This is a genomic window from Streptomyces sp. NPDC046866, assembly GCF_040704625.1.
Taxonomy (GTDB): Bacteria; Actinomycetota; Actinomycetes; order Streptomycetales; family Streptomycetaceae; genus Streptomyces.
The window spans coordinates 68,006-85,930 of record NZ_JBEYXN010000022.1 but is presented as its reverse complement, the minus strand read 5'-3'; the positions used below and the strand labels follow the sequence as shown (position 1 = coordinate 85,930).

The 17,925-nt window shown below is 72.4% G+C and carries 16 protein-coding genes and 1 pseudogene; 11 read left to right on the top strand and 6 right to left on the bottom strand.

What is annotated here, in order from left to right:
• Nucleotides 1-25 precede the first annotated feature (25 nt).
• The 8 genes from AB0953_RS27330 to AB0953_RS27295 all read left to right on the top strand — a co-directional run bounded on the left by AB0953_RS27330 (nucleotide 26) and on the right by AB0953_RS27295 (nucleotide 8,824).
• Nucleotides 26-1,138 (top strand): quinone-dependent dihydroorotate dehydrogenase, encoded by a 1,113-nt coding sequence (locus AB0953_RS27330; protein WP_366862219.1) that lies wholly within the window; start codon nucleotides 26-28, stop codon nucleotides 1,136-1,138.
• Complete coding sequence (pyrF, locus tag AB0953_RS27325; RefSeq protein ID WP_366862218.1) at nucleotides 1,135-1,971, top strand: orotidine-5'-phosphate decarboxylase; 837 nt, start codon at nucleotides 1,135-1,137, stop codon at nucleotides 1,969-1,971. Before AB0953_RS27330 ends, pyrF begins: the two co-directional genes overlap by 4 nt.
• Before the next feature lie 292 nt (nucleotides 1,972-2,263).
• Nucleotides 2,264-2,587, top strand: coding sequence for an integration host factor (locus AB0953_RS27320; protein WP_008740406.1), 324 nt, complete (start codon nucleotides 2,264-2,266; stop codon nucleotides 2,585-2,587).
• A gap of 61 nt (nucleotides 2,588-2,648) precedes the next feature.
• The gene (gene gmk, locus AB0953_RS27315; protein WP_366862217.1) at nucleotides 2,649-3,212 is read left to right on the top strand and encodes a guanylate kinase; all 564 of its coding nucleotides are present in this window, start codon (nucleotides 2,649-2,651) and stop codon (nucleotides 3,210-3,212) included.
• 84 nt (nucleotides 3,213-3,296) lie between these two features.
• Nucleotides 3,297-3,569: a DNA-directed RNA polymerase subunit omega gene (gene rpoZ / locus AB0953_RS27310; protein WP_004948662.1), complete on the top strand. Its 273-nt coding sequence runs from the start codon at nucleotides 3,297-3,299 to the stop codon at nucleotides 3,567-3,569.
• Between the two features lie 130 nt (nucleotides 3,570-3,699).
• Entirely contained in the window at nucleotides 3,700-4,914 is a 1,215-nt protein-coding gene (coaBC, locus tag AB0953_RS27305; RefSeq protein WP_366862258.1) for a bifunctional phosphopantothenoylcysteine decarboxylase/phosphopantothenate--cysteine ligase CoaBC, read from the top strand.
• Nucleotides 4,915-5,109: 195 nt separating this feature from the next.
• On the top strand, nucleotides 5,110-6,318 hold the full coding sequence (gene metK / locus AB0953_RS27300) for a methionine adenosyltransferase (protein WP_366862216.1): 1,209 nt from the start codon (nucleotides 5,110-5,112) through the stop codon (nucleotides 6,316-6,318).
• A gap of 373 nt (nucleotides 6,319-6,691) precedes the next feature.
• The gene (locus AB0953_RS27295) at nucleotides 6,692-8,824 is read left to right on the top strand and encodes a primosomal protein N' (protein ID WP_366862215.1); all 2,133 of its coding nucleotides are present in this window, start codon (nucleotides 6,692-6,694) and stop codon (nucleotides 8,822-8,824) included.
• A gap of 220 nt (nucleotides 8,825-9,044) precedes the next feature.
• On the opposite strand, the gene AB0953_RS27290 is transcribed toward AB0953_RS27295, so the two are convergent.
• Nucleotides 9,045-9,566 carry a hypothetical protein gene (locus AB0953_RS27290; protein WP_366862214.1) on the bottom strand — a complete coding sequence of 174 codons (522 nt, stop codon included), beginning with the start codon at nucleotides 9,564-9,566 and terminating at the stop codon, nucleotides 9,045-9,047.
• A 535-nt stretch (nucleotides 9,567-10,101) separates the two neighbouring features.
• On the opposite strand from AB0953_RS27290, the gene fmt reads away from it, so the two are divergent.
• Complete coding sequence (fmt, locus tag AB0953_RS27285; RefSeq protein ID WP_366862213.1) at nucleotides 10,102-11,046, top strand: methionyl-tRNA formyltransferase; 945 nt, start codon at nucleotides 10,102-10,104, stop codon at nucleotides 11,044-11,046.
• A 103-nt stretch (nucleotides 11,047-11,149) separates the two neighbouring features.
• Nucleotides 11,150-12,610 (top strand): transcription antitermination factor NusB, encoded by a 1,461-nt coding sequence (locus AB0953_RS27280; RefSeq protein WP_366862212.1) that lies wholly within the window; start codon nucleotides 11,150-11,152, stop codon nucleotides 12,608-12,610.
• A gap of 616 nt (nucleotides 12,611-13,226) precedes the next feature.
• Here AB0953_RS27280 and AB0953_RS27275 read toward each other — a convergent pair.
• Together AB0953_RS27275 and AB0953_RS27270 are read right to left on the bottom strand one after the other, a co-directional pair.
• Nucleotides 13,227-14,069 (bottom strand): hypothetical protein, encoded by an 843-nt coding sequence (locus AB0953_RS27275; protein WP_366862211.1) that lies wholly within the window; start codon nucleotides 14,067-14,069, stop codon nucleotides 13,227-13,229.
• A 23-nt stretch (nucleotides 14,070-14,092) separates the two neighbouring features.
• The gene (locus tag AB0953_RS27270) at nucleotides 14,093-14,653 is read right to left on the bottom strand and encodes a TetR family transcriptional regulator (RefSeq protein ID WP_366862210.1); all 561 of its coding nucleotides are present in this window, start codon (nucleotides 14,651-14,653) and stop codon (nucleotides 14,093-14,095) included.
• A 74-nt stretch (nucleotides 14,654-14,727) separates the two neighbouring features.
• On the opposite strand from AB0953_RS27270, the gene AB0953_RS27265 reads away from it, so the two are divergent.
• Nucleotides 14,728-15,576 carry a patatin-like phospholipase family protein gene (locus AB0953_RS27265; RefSeq protein ID WP_366862209.1) on the top strand — a complete coding sequence of 283 codons (849 nt, stop codon included), beginning with the start codon at nucleotides 14,728-14,730 and terminating at the stop codon, nucleotides 15,574-15,576.
• A 519-nt stretch (nucleotides 15,577-16,095) separates the two neighbouring features.
• Here the strand turns inward: AB0953_RS27265 and AB0953_RS27260 are convergent.
• The 3 genes and pseudogenes from AB0953_RS27260 to AB0953_RS27250 all read right to left on the bottom strand — a co-directional run.
• Entirely contained in the window at nucleotides 16,096-16,560 is a 465-nt protein-coding gene (locus tag AB0953_RS27260; protein ID WP_366862208.1) for an SUKH-3 domain-containing protein, read from the bottom strand.
• Nucleotides 16,532-17,557 (bottom strand): YwqJ-related putative deaminase, encoded by a 1,026-nt coding sequence (locus AB0953_RS27255; protein WP_366862257.1) that lies wholly within the window; start codon nucleotides 17,555-17,557, stop codon nucleotides 16,532-16,534. Before AB0953_RS27255 ends, AB0953_RS27260 begins: the two co-directional genes overlap by 29 nt.
• Nucleotides 17,549-17,725: pseudogene (locus tag AB0953_RS27250) on the bottom strand (RHS repeat-associated core domain-containing protein); the annotation flags it as partial. The gene AB0953_RS27255 and the pseudogene AB0953_RS27250, both read right to left, overlap by 9 nt.
• Nucleotides 17,726-17,925: the final 200 nt, after the last annotated feature.

The following is a 17,925-nucleotide window of genomic DNA, read 5'->3' as shown; positions in this document are numbered from 1 at the left end:
GAGCGCACGAGGGACATTTCGGACGATGTACAAGCTCTTCTTCAACCTGGTCTTCAAGCGGATGGACGCCGAGAAGGCCCACCACCTGGCCTTCCGCTGGATCCGCCTGGCCGCCCGCACGCCCGTGCTGCGCACCTTCGCCGCGGCCGCCCTGGCCCCGCGGTACAAGGAGCTGCGCACGGAGGCCCTCGGCCTGCGCATGCACGGCCCCTTCGGCCTCGCCGCGGGCTTCGACAAGAACGCCGTCGCCATCGACGGCATGGCCATGCTCGGCTTCGACCACGTCGAGATCGGCACCGTCACCGCCCAGGCCCAGCCCGGCAACCCCAAGAAGCGCCTCTTCCGGCTCGTCCCGGACCGCGCGCTGATCAACCGGATGGGGTTCAACAACGACGGATCGGCGGCGGTCGCCCAGCGCCTCGCCGCCCGCCGCCCGGTCTTCAAGACCGTCGTCGGCGTCAACATCGGCAAGACCAAGGTCGTGCCCGAGGAGGAGGCCGTCGGCGACTACGTCACCTCCACCGAGCGCCTCGCCCGCCACGCCGACTACCTCGTCGTGAACGTCTCCTCGCCGAACACCCCCGGCCTGCGCAACCTCCAGGCCACCGAGGCACTGCGGCCGCTGCTGACCGCCGTGCGCGAGGCCGCCGACCGCACGGTCGCCGACCGCCGCGTCCCGCTCCTGGTGAAGATCGCCCCCGACCTCGCCGACGAGGACGTCGACGCCGTCGCCGACCTCGCCCTGGAGCTCGGCCTGGACGGCATCATCGCCACCAACACCACCATCGCCCGCGAGGGCCTGGGCCTGAAGTCCGACCCGGCCCTCGTCAAGGAGACCGGCGGCCTGTCCGGCGCCCCCGTCAAGCAGCGCTCCCTGGAGGTCCTGCGCCGCCTGTACGCCCGTGTGGGGGACCGCCTGGTCCTCGTGGGCGTCGGGGGCGTCGAGAACGCCGAGGACGCCTGGCAGCGCATCCTGGCCGGCGCGACGCTCGTCCAGGGCTACAGCGCCTTCATCTACGAGGGCCCCTTCTACGCCCGCGCCATCCACAAGGGCCTGGCCGCCCGCCTGGCCGCAAGCCCCTACGCCACCCTCGCCGAGGCCGTCGGCGCCGAAACCCGAAAGGCCGCCGCCAAGTGACTCCCTCCTTCGGTACCCGCCTGCGCTCCGCCATGGACGAGCGGGGCCCCCTGTGCGTCGGAATCGACCCGCACGCCGCCCTGCTGGCTTCCTGGGGGCTGAACGACGACGTCGCCGGCCTGGAGGCCTTCTCCCGCACCGTGGTCGAGGCGCTGGCCGACTCCGTGGCGGTCTTCAAGCCGCAGGCGGCCTTCTTCGAGCGGTTCGGCTCGCGGGGCCTGGCGGTGCTGGAGCGGACCGTGGCCGACGCCCGGGCCGCGGGCACCCTGGTGGTCATGGACGCCAAGCGCGGGGACATCGGCTCGACGATGGCCGCCTACGCCGAGGCCTTCCTCCGCAAGGACTCGCCGCTCTTCTCGGACGCGCTGACCGTCACCCCGTACCTGGGCTACGGCTCGCTGAAGCCGGCCGTGGACCTGGCCCGCGAGTCCGGCGCCGGGCTCTTCGTGCTGGCCCTGACCTCCAACCCGGAGGGCGCCGAGGTGCAGCGGGCGGTCCGCGAGGACGGCCTGACGATCGGCGCGACCATGCTGAAGCACCTGGCCGAGGAGAACGCCGGGGCGGAGCCCATGGGCTCCTTCGGCGCGGTGGTCGGCGCCACCCTCGGCGACCTCTCCTCCTTCGACCTGGACATCAACGGCCCGCTGCTGGCCCCCGGCATCGGGGCCCAGGGCGCCGCCGCCGCGGACCTCCCGCAGGTCTTCGGCGCGGCGGTGCGCAACGTCGTCCCGAACGTCTCGCGGGGGGTCCTGAAGCACGGGCCGGACGCCGCCGCCCTGCGGGACGCGGCCGCCCGGTTCGCCGGGGAGATCCGCGAGGCCGTCTCCGCCTGAGCCGCCCGGCCGTCGTACGGCCGCCGTAAGGTCGTCGTACGGTCTGACGAAAATCGAACGTCTTTCACCGGACAAATCCAGGGTGGAATGTCCGTGATGTACGGTTCAGTGGAGGCTGACCAGGACTTTTCGTCCGTTCTCGCTGACTGGAGCGGCCTTGGCCGCTAGTCTCCGACCAGAGTGAACGAGCAGCGAACGAGTTCCACCGCTGTTCGGGCATTCGCCTGGTGTGGCGCCCTAGGGTTCCCCACCGGTCCGTATCCGACAGTTCGACATCCGAGGTGACGTAGGCGTGGCTCTTCCGCCCCTTACCCCTGAACAGCGCGCAGCCGCGCTCGAAAAGGCCGCCGCGGCTCGCCGGGAGCGGGCCGAGGTGAAGAATCGACTCAAGCACTCCGGCGCCTCCCTCCAGGAGGTCATCAAGACGGGTCAGGAGAACGACGTCATCGGCAAGATGAAGGTCTCCGCCCTGCTGGAGTCCCTGCCGGGCGTGGGCAAGGTCCGCGCCAAGCAGATCATGGAGCGCCTCGGCATCTCCGAGTCCCGGCGTGTCCGAGGTCTCGGCTCCAACCAGATCGCCTCCCTGGAGCGTGAGTTCGGCACCCCTGCCGGCTGACGCGTCGCCCGGAGTTCCTCCGGCGTTCTCAGGCAGTCCCGAGAACCTGGATAATCGCTCTATGGCAGCAGAGGTTCGTCCGCGGCTGACCGTGCTCTCCGGCCCTTCGGGGGTCGGCAAGAGCACGGTCGTCGCGCATATGCGCAAGGTCCACCCCGAGGTGTGGCTCTCGGTGTCGGCCACCACCCGCAAACCGCGGCCCGGTGAGCGACACGGAGTCCACTACTTCTTCGTCAACGACGACGAGTTCGACAAGCTGATCGCCAACGGCGAGCTGCTGGAGTGGGCCGAATTCGCGGGCAACCGCTACGGCACCCCGCGCGGCGCGGTGTCGGAGCGCCTGGAGAACGGCGAACCCGTCCTCCTGGAGATCGACCTCCAGGGCGCCCGGCTCGTCCGCGAGTCGATGCCCGAGGCCCAGCTGGTCTTCCTGGCCCCGCCGAGCTGGGAGGAGCTGGTCCGCCGGCTCACCGGCCGCGGCACCGAATCCGCCGAGGTCATCGAACGCCGGCTGGCCACCGCCAAGGTCGAGCTCGCCGCCGAGTCCGAGTTCGACACCACCCTGGTCAACACCTCCGTCGAGGACGTGGCACGTGAGCTGCTAGCCTTGATGGACGTTGTGTGACCGTTGATCGGTTGACAGGTGTACAACCGCAAGACGTACAACCGGTCGACGTCTGATCTTTCATCCATCTTCGGAAGGTAGAGCGTGTCCTCTTCCATCACTGCGCCCGAGGGCATCATCAACCCGCCGATCGACGAGCTGCTCGAGGCCACGGACTCGAAGTACAGCCTCGTGATCTACGCGGCCAAGCGCGCGCGTCAGATCAACGCGTACTACTCGCAGCTCGGTGAGGGTCTGCTCGAGTACGTCGGCCCGCTGGTGGACACCCACGTCCACGAGAAGCCGCTTTCGATCGCGCTGCGCGAGATCAACGCGGGCCTGCTGACCTCCGAGGCCATCGAGGCCCCGGCCCAGTAAGGCACCGAGGAAAGTCCTTGCACCACAGGCCCGGCAGCACACCTGCCGGGCCTGTGGTGTGTCATAGGTGTGTCACCCGCCGCCCCACCGGGCGGGTCGCCGGGATGTGTCGCGAGAAGGGCGCTGTGTGGTGCGCAATCCGAAGGTCGTGCTCGGGGTCAGCGGCGGTATCGCCGCGTACAAGGCGTGCGAGCTGCTGCGACGGCTGACCGAGTCCGGACACGACGTGCGCGTGGTGCCCACCGCGTCCGCCCTGAACTTCGTCGGCGAGGCCACCTGGGCCGCCCTCTCCGGCCACCCGGCCGGCACCGAGGTCTGGGAGAGCGTCCACGAGGTCCCGCACGTGCGCATCGGACAGGGCGCCGACCTCGTCGTCGTCGCGCCCGCCACCGCCGACATGCTGGCCAAGGCCGCCCACGGCCTGGCCGACGACCTGCTGACGAACACGCTGCTCACCGCGCGCTGTCCGGTCGTCTTCGCCCCCGCCATGCACACCGAGATGTGGGAGCACCCCGCCACCCAGGAGAACGTGGCCACGCTCCGCCGCCGCGGCGCCGTCGTCATCGAGCCGGCCGTCGGCCGGCTCACCGGCAAGGACACCGGCAAGGGGCGCCTGCCCGACCCCGAGGAGATCTACGAGGTCTGCCGCCGGGTCCTGGCGCGCGGCGCCGCCGAGGCCGACCTGGCCGGGCGGCACGTGGTGATCAGCGCGGGCGGCACCCGCGAGCCGCTCGACCCGGTCCGCTTCCTCGGCAACCGCTCCTCCGGCAAGCAGGGCTACGCGCTCGCCCGCACCGCCGTCGCCCGCGGCGCCCGGGTCACCCTCGTCGCGGCCAACACGGCCCTGGCCGACCCGGCCGGGGCGGACGTGGTGCGCGTCGGGACGGCCGTCCAGCTGCGCGAGGCCGTGCTCAAGGCAGCGGCGGACGCCGACGCCGTGGTCATGGCCGCGGCCGTCGCCGACTTCCGGCCGGCGGAGTACGCCTCCGGCAAGATCAAGAAGCAGGACGGGCAGGACCCCGCCCCCGTCGCGCTCGTCCGCAACCCCGACGTCCTCGCCGAGGTCTCCGCCGACCGCGCCCGCGAGGGCCAGGTCGTGGTGGGCTTCGCCGCCGAGACCGACGACGTCCTGGCCAACGGGCGCGCCAAGCTCCGGCGCAAGCGATGTGATCTTCTCGTCGTGAACGAGGTCGGGGAATCCAAGACCTTCGGTTCCGAGGAGAACGAGGCGGTGATCCTGGGCTCCGACGGAGCGGAGGTGCCGGTGCCCTACGGTCCGAAGGAAGCCTTGGCGGACGTGATTTGGGACCAGGTCGCCGCGCGCCTCGCGCCCCGCGGCGCGTGAACGACGGCCCTTCTCCAACCCGACTCCATGAGCCAGAATGGAGTGCCGCAGGTCACAGGGCTCCCAGAACGCGAGACGGGTGGTCCGCCGAACGGTGGCGACCGATAAACTGCATTCGGAACGTGTCCGGGCGCAGCCCCCGGTAGTGTTTCGCCAAATGATCAGCCAGCAGCCGCTGCAACCCCAGGGAGCGATGTGTCCCGCCGCCTGTTCACCTCGGAGTCCGTCACCGAGGGCCACCCCGACAAGATCGCTGACCAGATCAGCGACACGATCCTCGACGCACTCCTCACCGAGGACCCGACCTCGCGTGTGGCCGTGGAGACGCTCATCACCACCGGTCTCGTGCACATCGCAGGCGAGGTGACGACGAAGGCGTACGCGCCGATCGCGCAGCTCGTGCGCGACAAGATCCTCGAGATCGGCTACGACTCCTCCAAGAAGGGCTTCGACGGCGCCTCCTGCGGCGTCTCGGTGTCCATCGGCGCGCAGTCCCCGGACATCGCGCAGGGCGTCGACACCGCGTACGAGAAGCGCGTCGAGGGCGACGAGGACGAGCTCGACAAGCAGGGCGCCGGCGACCAGGGCCTGATGTTCGGCTACGCGTGCGACGAGACCCCCGAGCTCATGCCGCTCCCGATCAACCTCGCGCACCGGCTCTCCCGCCGCCTGTCCGAGGTCCGCAAGAACGGGACCATCCCGTACCTGCGCCCCGACGGCAAGACCCAGGTGACCATCGAGTACGACGGCGACAAGGCCGTCCGCCTCGACACGGTCGTCGTCTCCTCGCAGCACGCGTCCGACATCGACCTGGACTCGCTGCTCGCCCCCGACATCCGCGAGTTCGTCGTCGAGCACGTGCTCAAGGAGCTCGTCGAGGACGGCATCAAGCTCGACACCGAGGGCTACCGCCTGCTGGTCAACCCGACCGGCCGCTTCGAGATCGGCGGCCCGATGGGCGACGCCGGCCTCACCGGCCGCAAGATCATCATCGACACCTACGGCGGCATGGCCCGCCACGGCGGCGGCGCCTTCTCCGGCAAGGACCCGTCGAAGGTCGACCGCTCCGCCGCGTACGCGATGCGCTGGGTCGCCAAGAACGTGGTCGCCGCCGGCCTCGCCTCGCGCTGCGAGGTCCAGGTCGCGTACGCCATCGGCAAGGCCGAGCCCGTCGGCCTCTTCGTGGAGACCTTCGGCACCGCCAAGGTGGACGTCGCGAAGATCGAGGAGGCCATCGCGGAGGTCTTCGACCTCCGCCCGGCGGCGATCATCCGCGACCTCGACCTGCTGCGCCCGATCTACGCCCAGACCGCCGCGTACGGCCACTTCGGCCGCGAGCTGCCGGACTTCACCTGGGAGCGCACGGACCGCGTGGCCGCCCTCCGCGAGGCCGCCGGCCTGTAAGGCCCCCGCACCAGCCCGAAGGGCCCCGGACCCCGGTCCGGGGCCCTTCGGCGTCCCCGGCCGGTTGGTTCACGCTGGTCCGGCCCGCCCGTGCCTTCTGCCGGCCTGGCGCGTGTGGGCTGCGGGCCGGCTTGGGTGCCGTCCAGGGGCCGCGCGGTGCGCCGTTCCGGCTTTGCCGGCATCCCTGCCCCATCCGGGCCGGTCCCCGACGGGTTCCGCCCCCGCGGGTCCGGGCTGCGCCCCTTCCCGCCCGCGCCGACCCGGCGGCGTGGGGCGGCTGCGGGTTCGGGCCGTGCCGGTTTCGGGCCGATGGGGCCTCGGGAGCGGCCCTCGGGGGACGGCGTTGTCGGTGGGCTTTGGTAAGAATGCGGGTGTGAGCAGCGAGAACGAGGCCGGCCGGCGGGGCGGGGACGGGAGTCCCGGGGGACCGCCCGAACAGCTCGCGCTCATCCGCGAAATGGTCGCCGAGGCCAAGGCCAGGGCCCCCAAGGCCAAGCCCCGCACCTGGCGCGGCGCCGCCCTCGCCAAGGAGCTCCCCGTCGCCCGCGTCCTCGTCAACAAGGGCGTCCTGCACCTCGACCAGCTCTGGGACTACGCCGTCCCCGAGGAGCTGTCCGAGGCCGCGCAGCCCGGCGTCCGCGTCCGCGTCCGGTTCGGGGCCGGCTCCCACCACGTCCACGGCGGCCGCCGCGAGGGAGGCGGGCTCATCGACGGGTTCATCGTCGAGCGCCGCGCCGAGTCCGACTACAGCGGAGCCCTCGCGGCCCTCGCCCACGTCGTCTCGCCCGAGGTCGTCCTCACCCCCGGCATGCTCGCGCTCGCCCGCGCCGTCGCCGACCGGTACGCCGGAAGCCTCGCCGACGTGCTCCAGCTGGCCCTGCCCCCGCGCAACGCCCGCGCCGAGTCCAAGCCCTCCCCGGCCCCCCTGCCCCCGCCCCCCGCGCCCGACCCGGCCGGCTGGGCCCGGTACGGCGCCGGCCCCGCCTTCCTGCGCGCCCTCGCCGGCGGCGGCATCCCGCGCGCCGTGTGGACCGCCCTGCCCGGCCCCGGCTGGGCCGACGAGCTGGCCCGCGCCATGGCCGCCACCCTCGCCTCCGGCCGCGGCGCCCTCGCCGTCCTGCCCGACGGGCGGACCGCCGCCCGCGTCGACGCCGCCCTCACCGCCCTGGTCGGCGAGGGCCGGCACGCCCTGCTCACCGCCGAATCCGGCCCCGAGAAGCGCTACCGCCAGTGGCTCGCCGTCCACCGCGGCTCCGTTCGCGCCGTCATCGGCACCCGCGCCGCCATGTTCGCGCCCGTACGCGACCTCGGGCTGGTCGCCGTCTGGGACGACGGCGACTCCAGCCACAGCGACGACAACGCGCCCTTCCCGCACGTACGGGAGGTCCTGGAGCTGCGCGCCGTCAGCGACGGCTGCGGATTCCTCGCCGGCAGTACCAGCTGCACCGTGGAGGCCGCCCAGCTCGTCGAATCCGGCTGGGCCCGCCCGCTCGTCGCCGACCGGGAAACGGTCCGCGCCTGCGCCCCGCGCATCCGCACCGTCGGCGACGAGCTCCTCGCCCGCGACGAGGCCGCACGGGCCGCCCGGCTGCCCAGCCTGGCCTGGGAGACGGTCCGGGACGGGCTGAAGACCGGCCCGGTGCTGGTCCAGGTGCCCCGCCGCGGGTACGTGCCCCGGCTCGCCTGCGAACGCTGCCGCACCCCGGCCCGCTGCACGGTCTGCGCGGGCCCGCTGGAGGCCCCGGACGCGCGGGACCTGCAGTGCGGGTGGTGCGGCCGGCCGGAGCCCGCCTGGCACTGCGAGGAGTGCGGCTCGTTCCGGCTGCGCGCCCGGGTCGTCGGCGCCCGCCGCACCGCCGAGGAGCTGGGCCGGGCCTTCCCCGCCGTGCCCGTACGGACCTCGGGGCGCGACCACGTCCTGGACGAGGTGCCCGACCGGCCGGCGCTGGTGGTGTCCACCCCGGGCGCCGAACCGGTCGCCGCCGGCGCCGGGTACGCGGCGGCGCTGCTGCTGGACGGCTGGGCGATGCTGACCCGGCCGGACCTGCGGGCCGGGGAGGACGCCCTGCGCCGGTGGATCGCGGCCGCCTCGCTGGTACGGGGGGACGGTCAGGTCGTCGTGGTCGCCGAGCCGACGCTGCGGCCGGTCCAGGCGCTCGTGCGGTGGGACCCGGTGGGCCACGCGGTGCGGGAACTCGCGGAGCGGGCTCAGCTCGGCTTCCCGCCGGTCTCCCGGATGGCGGCGGTGGCCGGGCGCGGCGAGGCCGTGGAGTCCTTCCTGGCCGCTGCACAGCTGCCGCCGGACGCGGAGGTGCTGGGCCCGGTGCCGCTGCCCGGGCGGCGCGGGGAGCCCTCGCCGGGGGAGCGGGCCCTGGTCCGGGTCCCGCCGGGCAGCGGGGCGGCCCTGGCCGCGGCCCTGAAGGCGGCCCAGGCGGCCCGTCTGGCCCGCGGCGTCCCGGCCTCGGAGCGGGTCCGGGTGCGGATCGACCCGCCGGACATCGGCTGAGGCGGCGGAGCCGGGGCGGCCGGTGCCCGGGGCGGCCGGTGCCCGGGGCGGTGGGTGCCCCGGCGGTGGGTGCCGGGCAGCCGAACGCCCCCGCGGGGGCGGCGTGGGGGGCCGCTCCCGCGGGGGCGCGTCGCAGGGGCCTCGGCGCTGGCCTCGGCCCCGGTCTCGGTGTCAGCCGTACATGCCGGCGGGGGTCGGCGTCCCGGCGGCGGGCGGCGGATCAGCCGTTGCGGGGCCCGGGGAAGGCAGCTGAGCGGGACCCGGCCCCGGCCGCCTGGGACTCCTCGCGCAGCGGCTGCGGCGGCACGGACCGGGCCGCGGGCACCGTCGGGAGCGGGCCGATGGTCCGCGTGGTGGTCCCCTCCGCCAGCGGCTCGGCGGCCTCCGCGGCCTGGGCGCGGCGGGCCCCGTACCGGCGGTGCACCGCCTGCTTGGTGACGCCGAGCGCCGAGCCGACCGCGTCCCAGGAGAAGCCGAGCGAGCGGTCGAAGTCCACGGCGGCGGTGACCAGCGTCTCGACGCTGTCGCGCAGCTCCTGGGCGAGGCGGACGGTGGGCGCGGGGGCGCGGCCGTAGACGACGAAGCCCGTGGAGGGACCGGAGCGGCGCGGGCGGTACACGTTGCCGAGCTGGGCGGTGAGCGTACGCAGAGCATCCACCTGCCGGCGAACCCGCTCGATGTCCCGCACCAGGAGGTGCAGGCTGGCCCGTGCTTGGGCGTCGTGGGTGGCGTGGTCGGCCATGAAGAAGCCTCTCGAACCGGTGCTGAAGAGCGGATCGGGCCGCAGACACCGTTCTCGTCGTTCTGGTAGCGGCCCGGTTTCGGTCAATCTCTCTTGACCAACGCGCCACCGGGCGAGGAAGTCACGCTCCGGGGGCGTGTCGGCATATGCGAGGGGCGCGGCGGTGTACGTACGCCCCCTGAAGGGGCGGATGAGGCGAATGGGGCGGTGTGAGCGGGGGTTTCGGCTGGGCTGTGGGCTGTGCGCTGTGGGCTGTGGGCTGTGGGCTGTGGGCTGTCGGCTGTCGGCTGTGGGCTGTGGGCTGTGGGGCTCTGGGTGGGGAGCCTGGCGGGCCGGGGGCCGGCAGCGGGGCGGGGGGCCAAGCACGTTGGCGCGGGGCAAGCGGGTCGGCGGGAGCGCGAGCCACGCGAGACAGCGAGTCGGCGGGGTCCCGGGCGCGTCGGCGAGGAGCGGCTGCCGCCCGGGCGCCCCGGGGGCGTACCGGCCCCATAGACTGGTGTGCTGCTGACAGCCGAGATAGCGAGGTAGGACCCCAGTGAAGCTCGTCTTCGCAGGCACCCCCGAGGTCGCCGTGCCCGCCCTGGACGCCCTGATCGCCTCCGGGCGCCACGAGGTCGCCGCCGTCGTCACCCGGCCCGACGCCCCGGCCGGCCGCGGCCGCCGGCTCGTCGCCAGCCCCGTCGCCGAGCGCGCGGAGGAGGCCGGGATCGAGGTCCTCAAGCCCGTCCGGCCGCGCGACCCGGAGTTCCAGGAGCGGCTGCGCGAGATCGCCCCCGACTGCTGCCCGGTCGTCGCGTACGGCGCCCTCATCCCCAAGAGCGCCATCGACATCCCCCGCCACGGCTGGGTCAACCTGCACTTCTCGCTGCTCCCGGCCTGGCGCGGCGCCGCCCCCGTCCAGCACTCGATCATGGCCGGCGACCAGGTCACCGGCGCCTCCACCTTCCGGATCGAGGAAGGCCTGGACTCCGGGCCCGTCTACGGGGTCCTGACCGAGGAGATCCGCCCCACCGACACCAGCGGCGACCTGCTCACCCGCCTCGCCTTCGCCGGCGCCGGACTGCTCGCCGCCACCATGGACGGCATCGAGGACGGCACCCTGCGCGCCGTGGAGCAGCCCGCCGAGGGGATCTCCCTCGCGCCCAAGATCACCGTCGAGGACGCCCGCATCGACTGGACGGCCCCCGCGCTGCGCGCCGACCGCGTGGTGCGCGGCTGCACCCCCGCGCCCGGCGCCTGGACCGTCTTCCGCGGCGAGCGGCTCAAGGTGATCTCCCTCGGGCTCGTCCCCGACCGCACGGACCTGGAGCCGGGCGTGCTGGCCCCGGCGAAGAACCACGTCCACGTCGGCACCGGCTCGCACGCCGTGGAGCTGCTCTGGGTGCAGCCCCAGGGCAAGAAGCCGATGCGCGGCGCCGACTGGGCCCGCGGGGTGCGCATCGCGCCGGGCGAGCGGCTGGGCGGGGCCGACGTAGGCTGAGAGCAGCCGTAGGCCGTGTCGCCATCCTTTGATGTCGTCGTCGCCATCCTTTGATGTCGTCTGAATCACCCCTTTTGTCTCGTATCTCCGGAGCACCTTTCACGTGAGCGAACAGCCCCGCCGTCGTCCCGCCGCAGCCGGCGGCAAGCAGCCCAAGCCGTACCGCCGGCCCAAGAAGGACCCGGTCCGGATGCTGGCCTTCGAGGCACTGCGGGCGGTGGACGAACGCGACGCGTACGCGAACCTCGTGCTCCCCCCGCTGCTGCGCAAGGCCCGCCAGAACGAGGACTTCCAGGCCCGCGACGCCGCCCTGGCCACCGAGCTCGTGTACGGCACGCTGCGCCGGCAGGGCACGTACGACGCCGTCATCAGCGCCTGCATCGACCGGCCGCTGCGCGAGGTGGACCCGCCGGTGCTGGACGTCCTCTCGCTCGGCGCCCACCAGCTGCTCGGGACCCGCATCCCGACGCACGCGGCGGTCTCGGCCACCGTCGAGCTGGCCCGGGTGGTCCTGGGCGACGGGCGCGCCAAGTTCGTGAACGCCGTACTGCGGAAGATCGCCGCGCAGGACATGGACGCCTGGCTCGAGCAGGTCGCCCCGCCGTACGAGGACGACGCCGAGGAACACCTCGCGGTCTACCACTCGCACCCCCGGTGGGTCGTCAGCGCCCTGTGGGACTCCCTCGGCGGAGGACGGGCCGGCATCGAGGACCTGCTGGAGGCCGACAACGAGCGGCCCGAGGTCACGCTCGTCGCCCGGCCGGGGCGCTCCACGCCCGAGGAACTGATCGCCGCGGTCGGCGAGGACGCGGCGCTGCCGGGGCGCTGGTCCCCGTACGCCGTCCGGATGGCCGAGGGCGGCGAGCCGGGCGCGCTGGAGGCGGTGCGCGAGGGGCGCGCCGGCGTCCAGGACGAGGGCAGCCAGCTCGTGGCCATGGCCCTGGCGGCGGCCCCCGTCGAGGGCCGCGACGAACGCTGGCTCGACGGCTGCGCGGGACCGGGCGGCAAGGCCGCCCTGCTGGGGGCGCTGGCCGCAGAGCGCGGGGCGTTCCTCCTGGCCTCCGAGAAGCAGCCGCACCGGGCGCGCCTGGTCGAACGGGCGCTGGCCGGCAACCCGGGCCCGTACCGGGTCATCGCCGCGGACGGCACCCGGCCGGCGTGGCTGCCCGGTTCCTTCGACCGGGTGCTGATGGACGTGCCGTGCTCGGGGCTGGGCGCGCTGCGCCGCCGCCCCGAGGCGCGGTGGCGGCGCCGGCCGCAGGACCTGGAGGGCTTCGCGCCGCTGCAGCGCGCCCTGCTGCGGGAGGCGCTGGCCGCGGTGCGGGTCGGCGGGGTCGTCGGCTACGCGACGTGCTCGCCGCACCTGGCCGAGACCCGGGTCGTGGTGGAGGACGTCCTGCGCGGCCGCGGCGCGGGCGCCGGCCCGGTCGCCGCCGAACTGATCGACGCCCGCCCGTACATGCCGGGCGTCCCGGGCCTGGGCGACGGCCCGGACGTCCAACTGTGGCCCCACCTCCACGGCACGGACGCGATGTACCTGGCCCTGCTGCGGCGGACGGCGTAGCGGCGGGGCGGGGGGCGCGGGGCCGGGGGGCGGGGTCACGGCGGACCGGGGTCGGGGTGTGTCCGGGGGCGTCCCGGCCGCCCATTGTCCTTCCGGTGCGGGCCGGCCTCTCAAGGGCGCTCCTTCGTCGCGTCGCTTCGCGATGGCCTTCGGCCACCCTTGACAGACCGGCCCGCCCCGGAATGCCAAAGAGCTGCCGGGAAGCCCCCGAAGGATGGCCAGGGGGTCATGTCCAGCCTTCTCCCTCGTCAGAGAGCGCAGTCCGGGTTCCGATGTGCAGAATCCTTCCTCCCCGCATCGCGATCCCGCCCAGCCCCGGGCATACGGGTAGCCGAGCCCCAAAACCCGCCCGCGATGCATCTCCGCGGCCGAGGGGCTTCCACCTGCGCCAGACTTCAATGAGATGACCATCGGCAGCGGGGAGCGCCCCAGATCGCTACGCGCTCCTCTTTTCTCGGCGTCCGGCGGCCGTCTGGGGCTGATGGACGCGGCAGATCGCTACGTGGTCCCGCACGCCTCGGCGGTCGACGACCGTCCGTGGCCGGTGGGCGCGGTAGATCGCTGCATGCTGCCTCTTGCCACTTCAGCGACCTGGACGCTGCCGAGGCGCTGCGGGTCAGTCCTCCTCCGCCCAGTCCAGTCCGAGTGTTTCGGCGAGTCGCTCCAGGGCTTTCTCGGTACGTCCGTAGGCGGCGAGCGCGAAGTCGCCCTCTCCGGTGTTGTGCGCGACGATGACGTCGAGGCCGCCGAAGTACTCGGTGTGCGCGCCGAGTTCGCGCCACGGGAGGAATCCCATCGGTTGCAGGTGGGTTCGGAGCCGGGTCACCACCTCGGGGTCGACCTCCCCGTCCTCGACGATGTGCCCGTAGTGGGCGGGCAGTCGGGTGACGGCCAGTTGCAGGAGGAACTCGGAGACCGAGTGGCTCTGGAGCAGCCAGACCGGTTCGTATTTGTCGTCGAGCCCGCTGACGAGCACCTGCGGGTCGGCGAGATGGGCATGGGCCGCGGGGTAGCCCCACTCGTTGCAGTACTGGTTCTCGGCCATGAACACGCAGACGCGCTGGTCGTCCCCGGGTCCGACGAACGGGTTGCCGCTGGGCAGCCCGCCGGAGGTGCCGTAGCCGCTGGGGTCGGGGCGGACCGTGGGCGGCCAGACCGGGTTGGTCTCGTAGGCCTCCCACAGGTCTGCGAGGGAGTTGAACGGCAGATCCCACCACTCGTCCAGCGCGGCGGGCACAGCGAGCGAGCGGTCGACGTCGTCCGGGGTGGCGGCCTTCAGGTTGGCGACGTACTCCTTGTGCTCGTCCGGCGCATCCCGCCGCCGTCGCTCCCGGGGCCGGGGTCGGTAGCCCCACTCCTCCTGGAACCGGCGCAGCAGCTCCCACCTCGTGTCGGAACCCCCGGCGCTGCGCGTCTGCTCCAGCAGTTCGTGGAAGCGTCCGTAATCGATCTCTGTCACGGACGCAGATCGTCAATCTGGCTTCACTGCGACAGGAGTTCGACGAAGCGGTCCAGAGCGCGATCGGTGCGGTGGCGGTCGCCGGTGGCGGTGAGGTCGAACAGCAGACCACGGACGACGGCCATGATCAACGTGGGTGTGACGGTGTCCCCGGGACCGGCGGAGACGTCGCGGAAGGCGGCACCGAGCGTGTCGAACCAGTCCGTGATCGCCTGGCCCTGGTCGGGGTAGTTCTCGGGGTGGGCCAGGCCGTCGGCATGCACCTCGAAGAACAGCCGCACGAACGGCGCACGTTCGTCCGCGCTGATCCACGCCCAGATGCCGCGCAGCCGCTCCGGCACGGAGCCCGTCGCCGCCGGAAGCTGCTCGGCCAGGCGCACCGCACCTCGGCGGCGGGCCTCGGCGAGGACCGCCGCGACCAACTCCTGTTTGCTCCCGAAGTCGTAGAGCAGCATCCGTGGGCTGGTGTCGAGAGCCGCGGCCAGTGGCCGCAGGCTCAGCCCGGCCAACCCGTGCGCCAGCACGTAGTCGGTCGCCCGCGCCAGTGTGCCCTCACGGCGGGCGGGATCTGCGGGTCGCCCCACGGTGGATCTCCTGCACTTCGAAACGGCGTCAGCGAATATATGGTACGACTGTTTCAATAATGAGGGGGATCGCCATGCACACCTTCGACCGAGCGCTCGTCCTGGGCCCCGGGGGTCACGTCGGCACGGCCTGGCTGGCAGGGCTGGCCTACGGGTTGCGCCGCGACGGCGTGGATCTGGGCGAAGCCGACCTGATCGTCGGCACGTCGGCCGGGGCGATCGTCGGCACGCTGCTCGCCACCGGGCAGGACCCGGGGCGGCTCGCGACTTCGGCTCGCCGACCCGCTCACCGGCTCAAGGCGGATCCCGCGCGGACGGGTGAGGTGTTCGCCGTGCTGGGCGACCGCAGCCTGGAACCCGGCGAGGCAAGGCGCCGCGTCGGCCGGATCGCGCTCGACAGCGCCGACCCCCAGGCCGATCAGGCGCTGATCGCGGGGCGCGCCGCCTTGATCGGTGCGGACACGTGGCCGGAGCGACGCCTGCTGATCACCGCCGTGGACGCAACCACCGGCGAGCCCGTTGTGTGGGACCGCGACAGCGGCGTGCCACTGGTGAACGCAGTGGCGGCGAGCAGCGCCTTCCCGGGCGCAGCGCCACCGGTGGCCATCGACGGCCGGCGCTACATGGATGGTGCGCTGCGATCGGGCCCCAACGCCGACCTCGCTGCCGGAGCGCGCACGCTGGTCGTGGTCGAGCCGATGGCGCACCTTTTTCCCCGCGAGCCACTCGACCAGCAGCTGGCGGCCGTGGGCGCGGACACCGTGGTGACCATCGGCCCTGACCCCGCCGCGGTACGCGCCTTCGGCTCGGACCCGGGCGACCTGGCAGCCTGGGGACCGGCCTACCAAGCGGGTCTTCGCCAGGCCGACGAGGCCGGCGCCCGGCTCCGCTCCACGTGGAGGACAGCACCCGAGACGGCCTGACACGCCCACCGGCCACGGCCGGCCGTGGGCCGCCGAGACGTGCCCGTGTGGCGATCTGGTGCGCTACCGGCCACAGACGGCCGGCAGTCGCCGAGAAGAGAGGAGCGCGTAGCGATTCGGGGCGCTCCCCGCTCCTTGCAGCCATTTTGTTGGCGTCCGGGGCGGGTTGGATCCCATCCCGGCTGTCGCTTAAGCCTGTTAGGGACATGCATCACGATCGCCGCGAAGGCCATCTTCGTCTGGGACGGCATAAGAGGTGATCGGTGAGCGCGGTGAGCCGGACCGCGTTGCGGCCGAACCCCTTCATGCTTGCTGCTATCGAGGCTTTACAAACTCCGACCAGGCAAGTGGGTACCCCCAAGCAAGCGCCCACCGACCTCGGACGTGTGAAGGCCACACTGGAGGGCCAGGAACGAGCCGCGGACGGGACTGGGCGCCTAAGGGCCGTTACCGTGAGCTGCCGCTGCTTGCCATTGGCCCGAAGTGCCAGCCAGTGGTCAATGCGAAAGCGATCTCTCCTTAAGAGAGCACCTCGGCTTGATATCCGAGCAGCATCCGCTCGAAGGCCCCGGGGAGCTGCCCATAAGTGGCGGCGATGCCGCTGCCCAAGGAGATCAATGCACCGTTCTCGTCCATCGCGAGGAAGGCCACGCCCTCCGCCTGCTCTCCGATCGGGAACAGTGACAGGCCGAGCTCTTCGCCCCATTCGAGGAAAACTTCCTCCTCTCCCTCACAAACCGACGGGTCGAGCAGGAACGGCGTCCGCGCACATTCGACGCCCGGACCGGAGAACACGAAGCGCAGGCCGCCGAACTTCGCCAGAAATGCCCGAGCCGCGGCATGCGCCACCAAACCGCCTGCCTCCAGCGGCCCAACCCACCTACACACATCCACGGACCGTTCCGGGTCCCATCCCCCTGCCCGCAGCTCCTCCTCGACCGCAGGGGAATACCCGTCAATGAAGTTCGATGATTCCTTCGACATCGTCCAAGTGTATAGCGTCATCCATTCCTCCCACCGTCGTGAAGTCGAGATCGAACGCGTCCTCAAGTGCTACACAGCTGTCGCAAGGGCCGACTCGACCTCCGTGATCCTTATGCGTCATGTTGTTACGGATCTTGACCGCAGCCACCCGTGCACCAAACGGGTTCTGCCCCTCGTTTAGCGCCTGCGACAGGCACACCGGCAGACCGCACTTCCCGTGTATGGCGCCGCCCGCCCTCTCGAGTGGAGGAACCGCGTTTAGTACTTCCTGGACGAAGGGGTGGAGTGGGCGCTGCTCACCGCTGCTGGTGGCCGAGTACATTCGACCGTTTGCGAGCTCCAGGGCTTCAGCAACCTTCGGACGAGTCCGGCTCGAAAAATCCTTCTTGTTGAGCGAGGTTTTGTCGGCTGTTTCCCTTGCCTTGCTCAGGACGGCCGATCCGTCAGACGAATCACCGCCGGACGCGCCGCCCTCACCTTGTGGCGCCTTGGGGGTACCAGCAGCAGGTTCAGTAGGGGCAGCGGTTTCTGGGGCGTTCCCGTGTGCGGTCTCCTTCGTCGAGGGGCTGGGGACGTCGTCATCAAGGAGCTTTTTCAGTGGTGCGGCGCTGCCTTCGGCGGCTGTCTCTGCCGCCCTCGCAGCGGCGCGGTATCCCTTGACCAGCTTGTAGGCCCCGACGCCGTCTACGGCCAGTGAGCCGATGACGCCGCCCCAGTAGCCCTGCTGGTACGTCTCAGAGCTCGTGTCGATGCCGAAGAGTTCGGCGCTGGGATTGTCACCCCAGAGGTTGGGCACGTCGTAGTCGCTGCCCTCCCAGCCCGTCCAGTCGTTGAACTCTTCGTTGTCGCCGTTCCAGATGTCGACGCAGTTGTCGAGGAGCCAGCCGCCCGGGTTGAGGAAAAGTTCGTTACCGCCGCCGAAGATTCCGTCGAACAGCCCGGAGAACGCGTCTTCGAACCAGTCGAGCCCCGGGAAGAGTCCGGTCGGGTCGCTCATGTTGACCGGGTCGTTGCCTGCGTAGGCGTAGCCGCCCATCTGGTTCGGGTCGCCGGCTTCGAAGACCGGGTCGCAGCTCAGGAACCGGCCTATGACGGGGTCGTAGTTGCGGGCGCCGAGGAGGCTGAGGCCGGTGGCCGTGTCCGTGGGCTGGCCCAGGTAACCGCGGTTGTCGGCCCAGGCCGGCGGGGGCCGGGCCTCGCTGCGCTCCGTACGGGTCGAAGGCCCGGCGAGTGACGTTCAGAGTGGCCGCGTCGACCTGGAGCTGGGACGTGTTCTGCGGGTTGGTGGCCTGGTAGACGACCGCGCCGGTGGAGGAGCGGGTGATCTTGGTGCCGTCGGGTCCCTTGTGTTGCGCAACCCTGCGA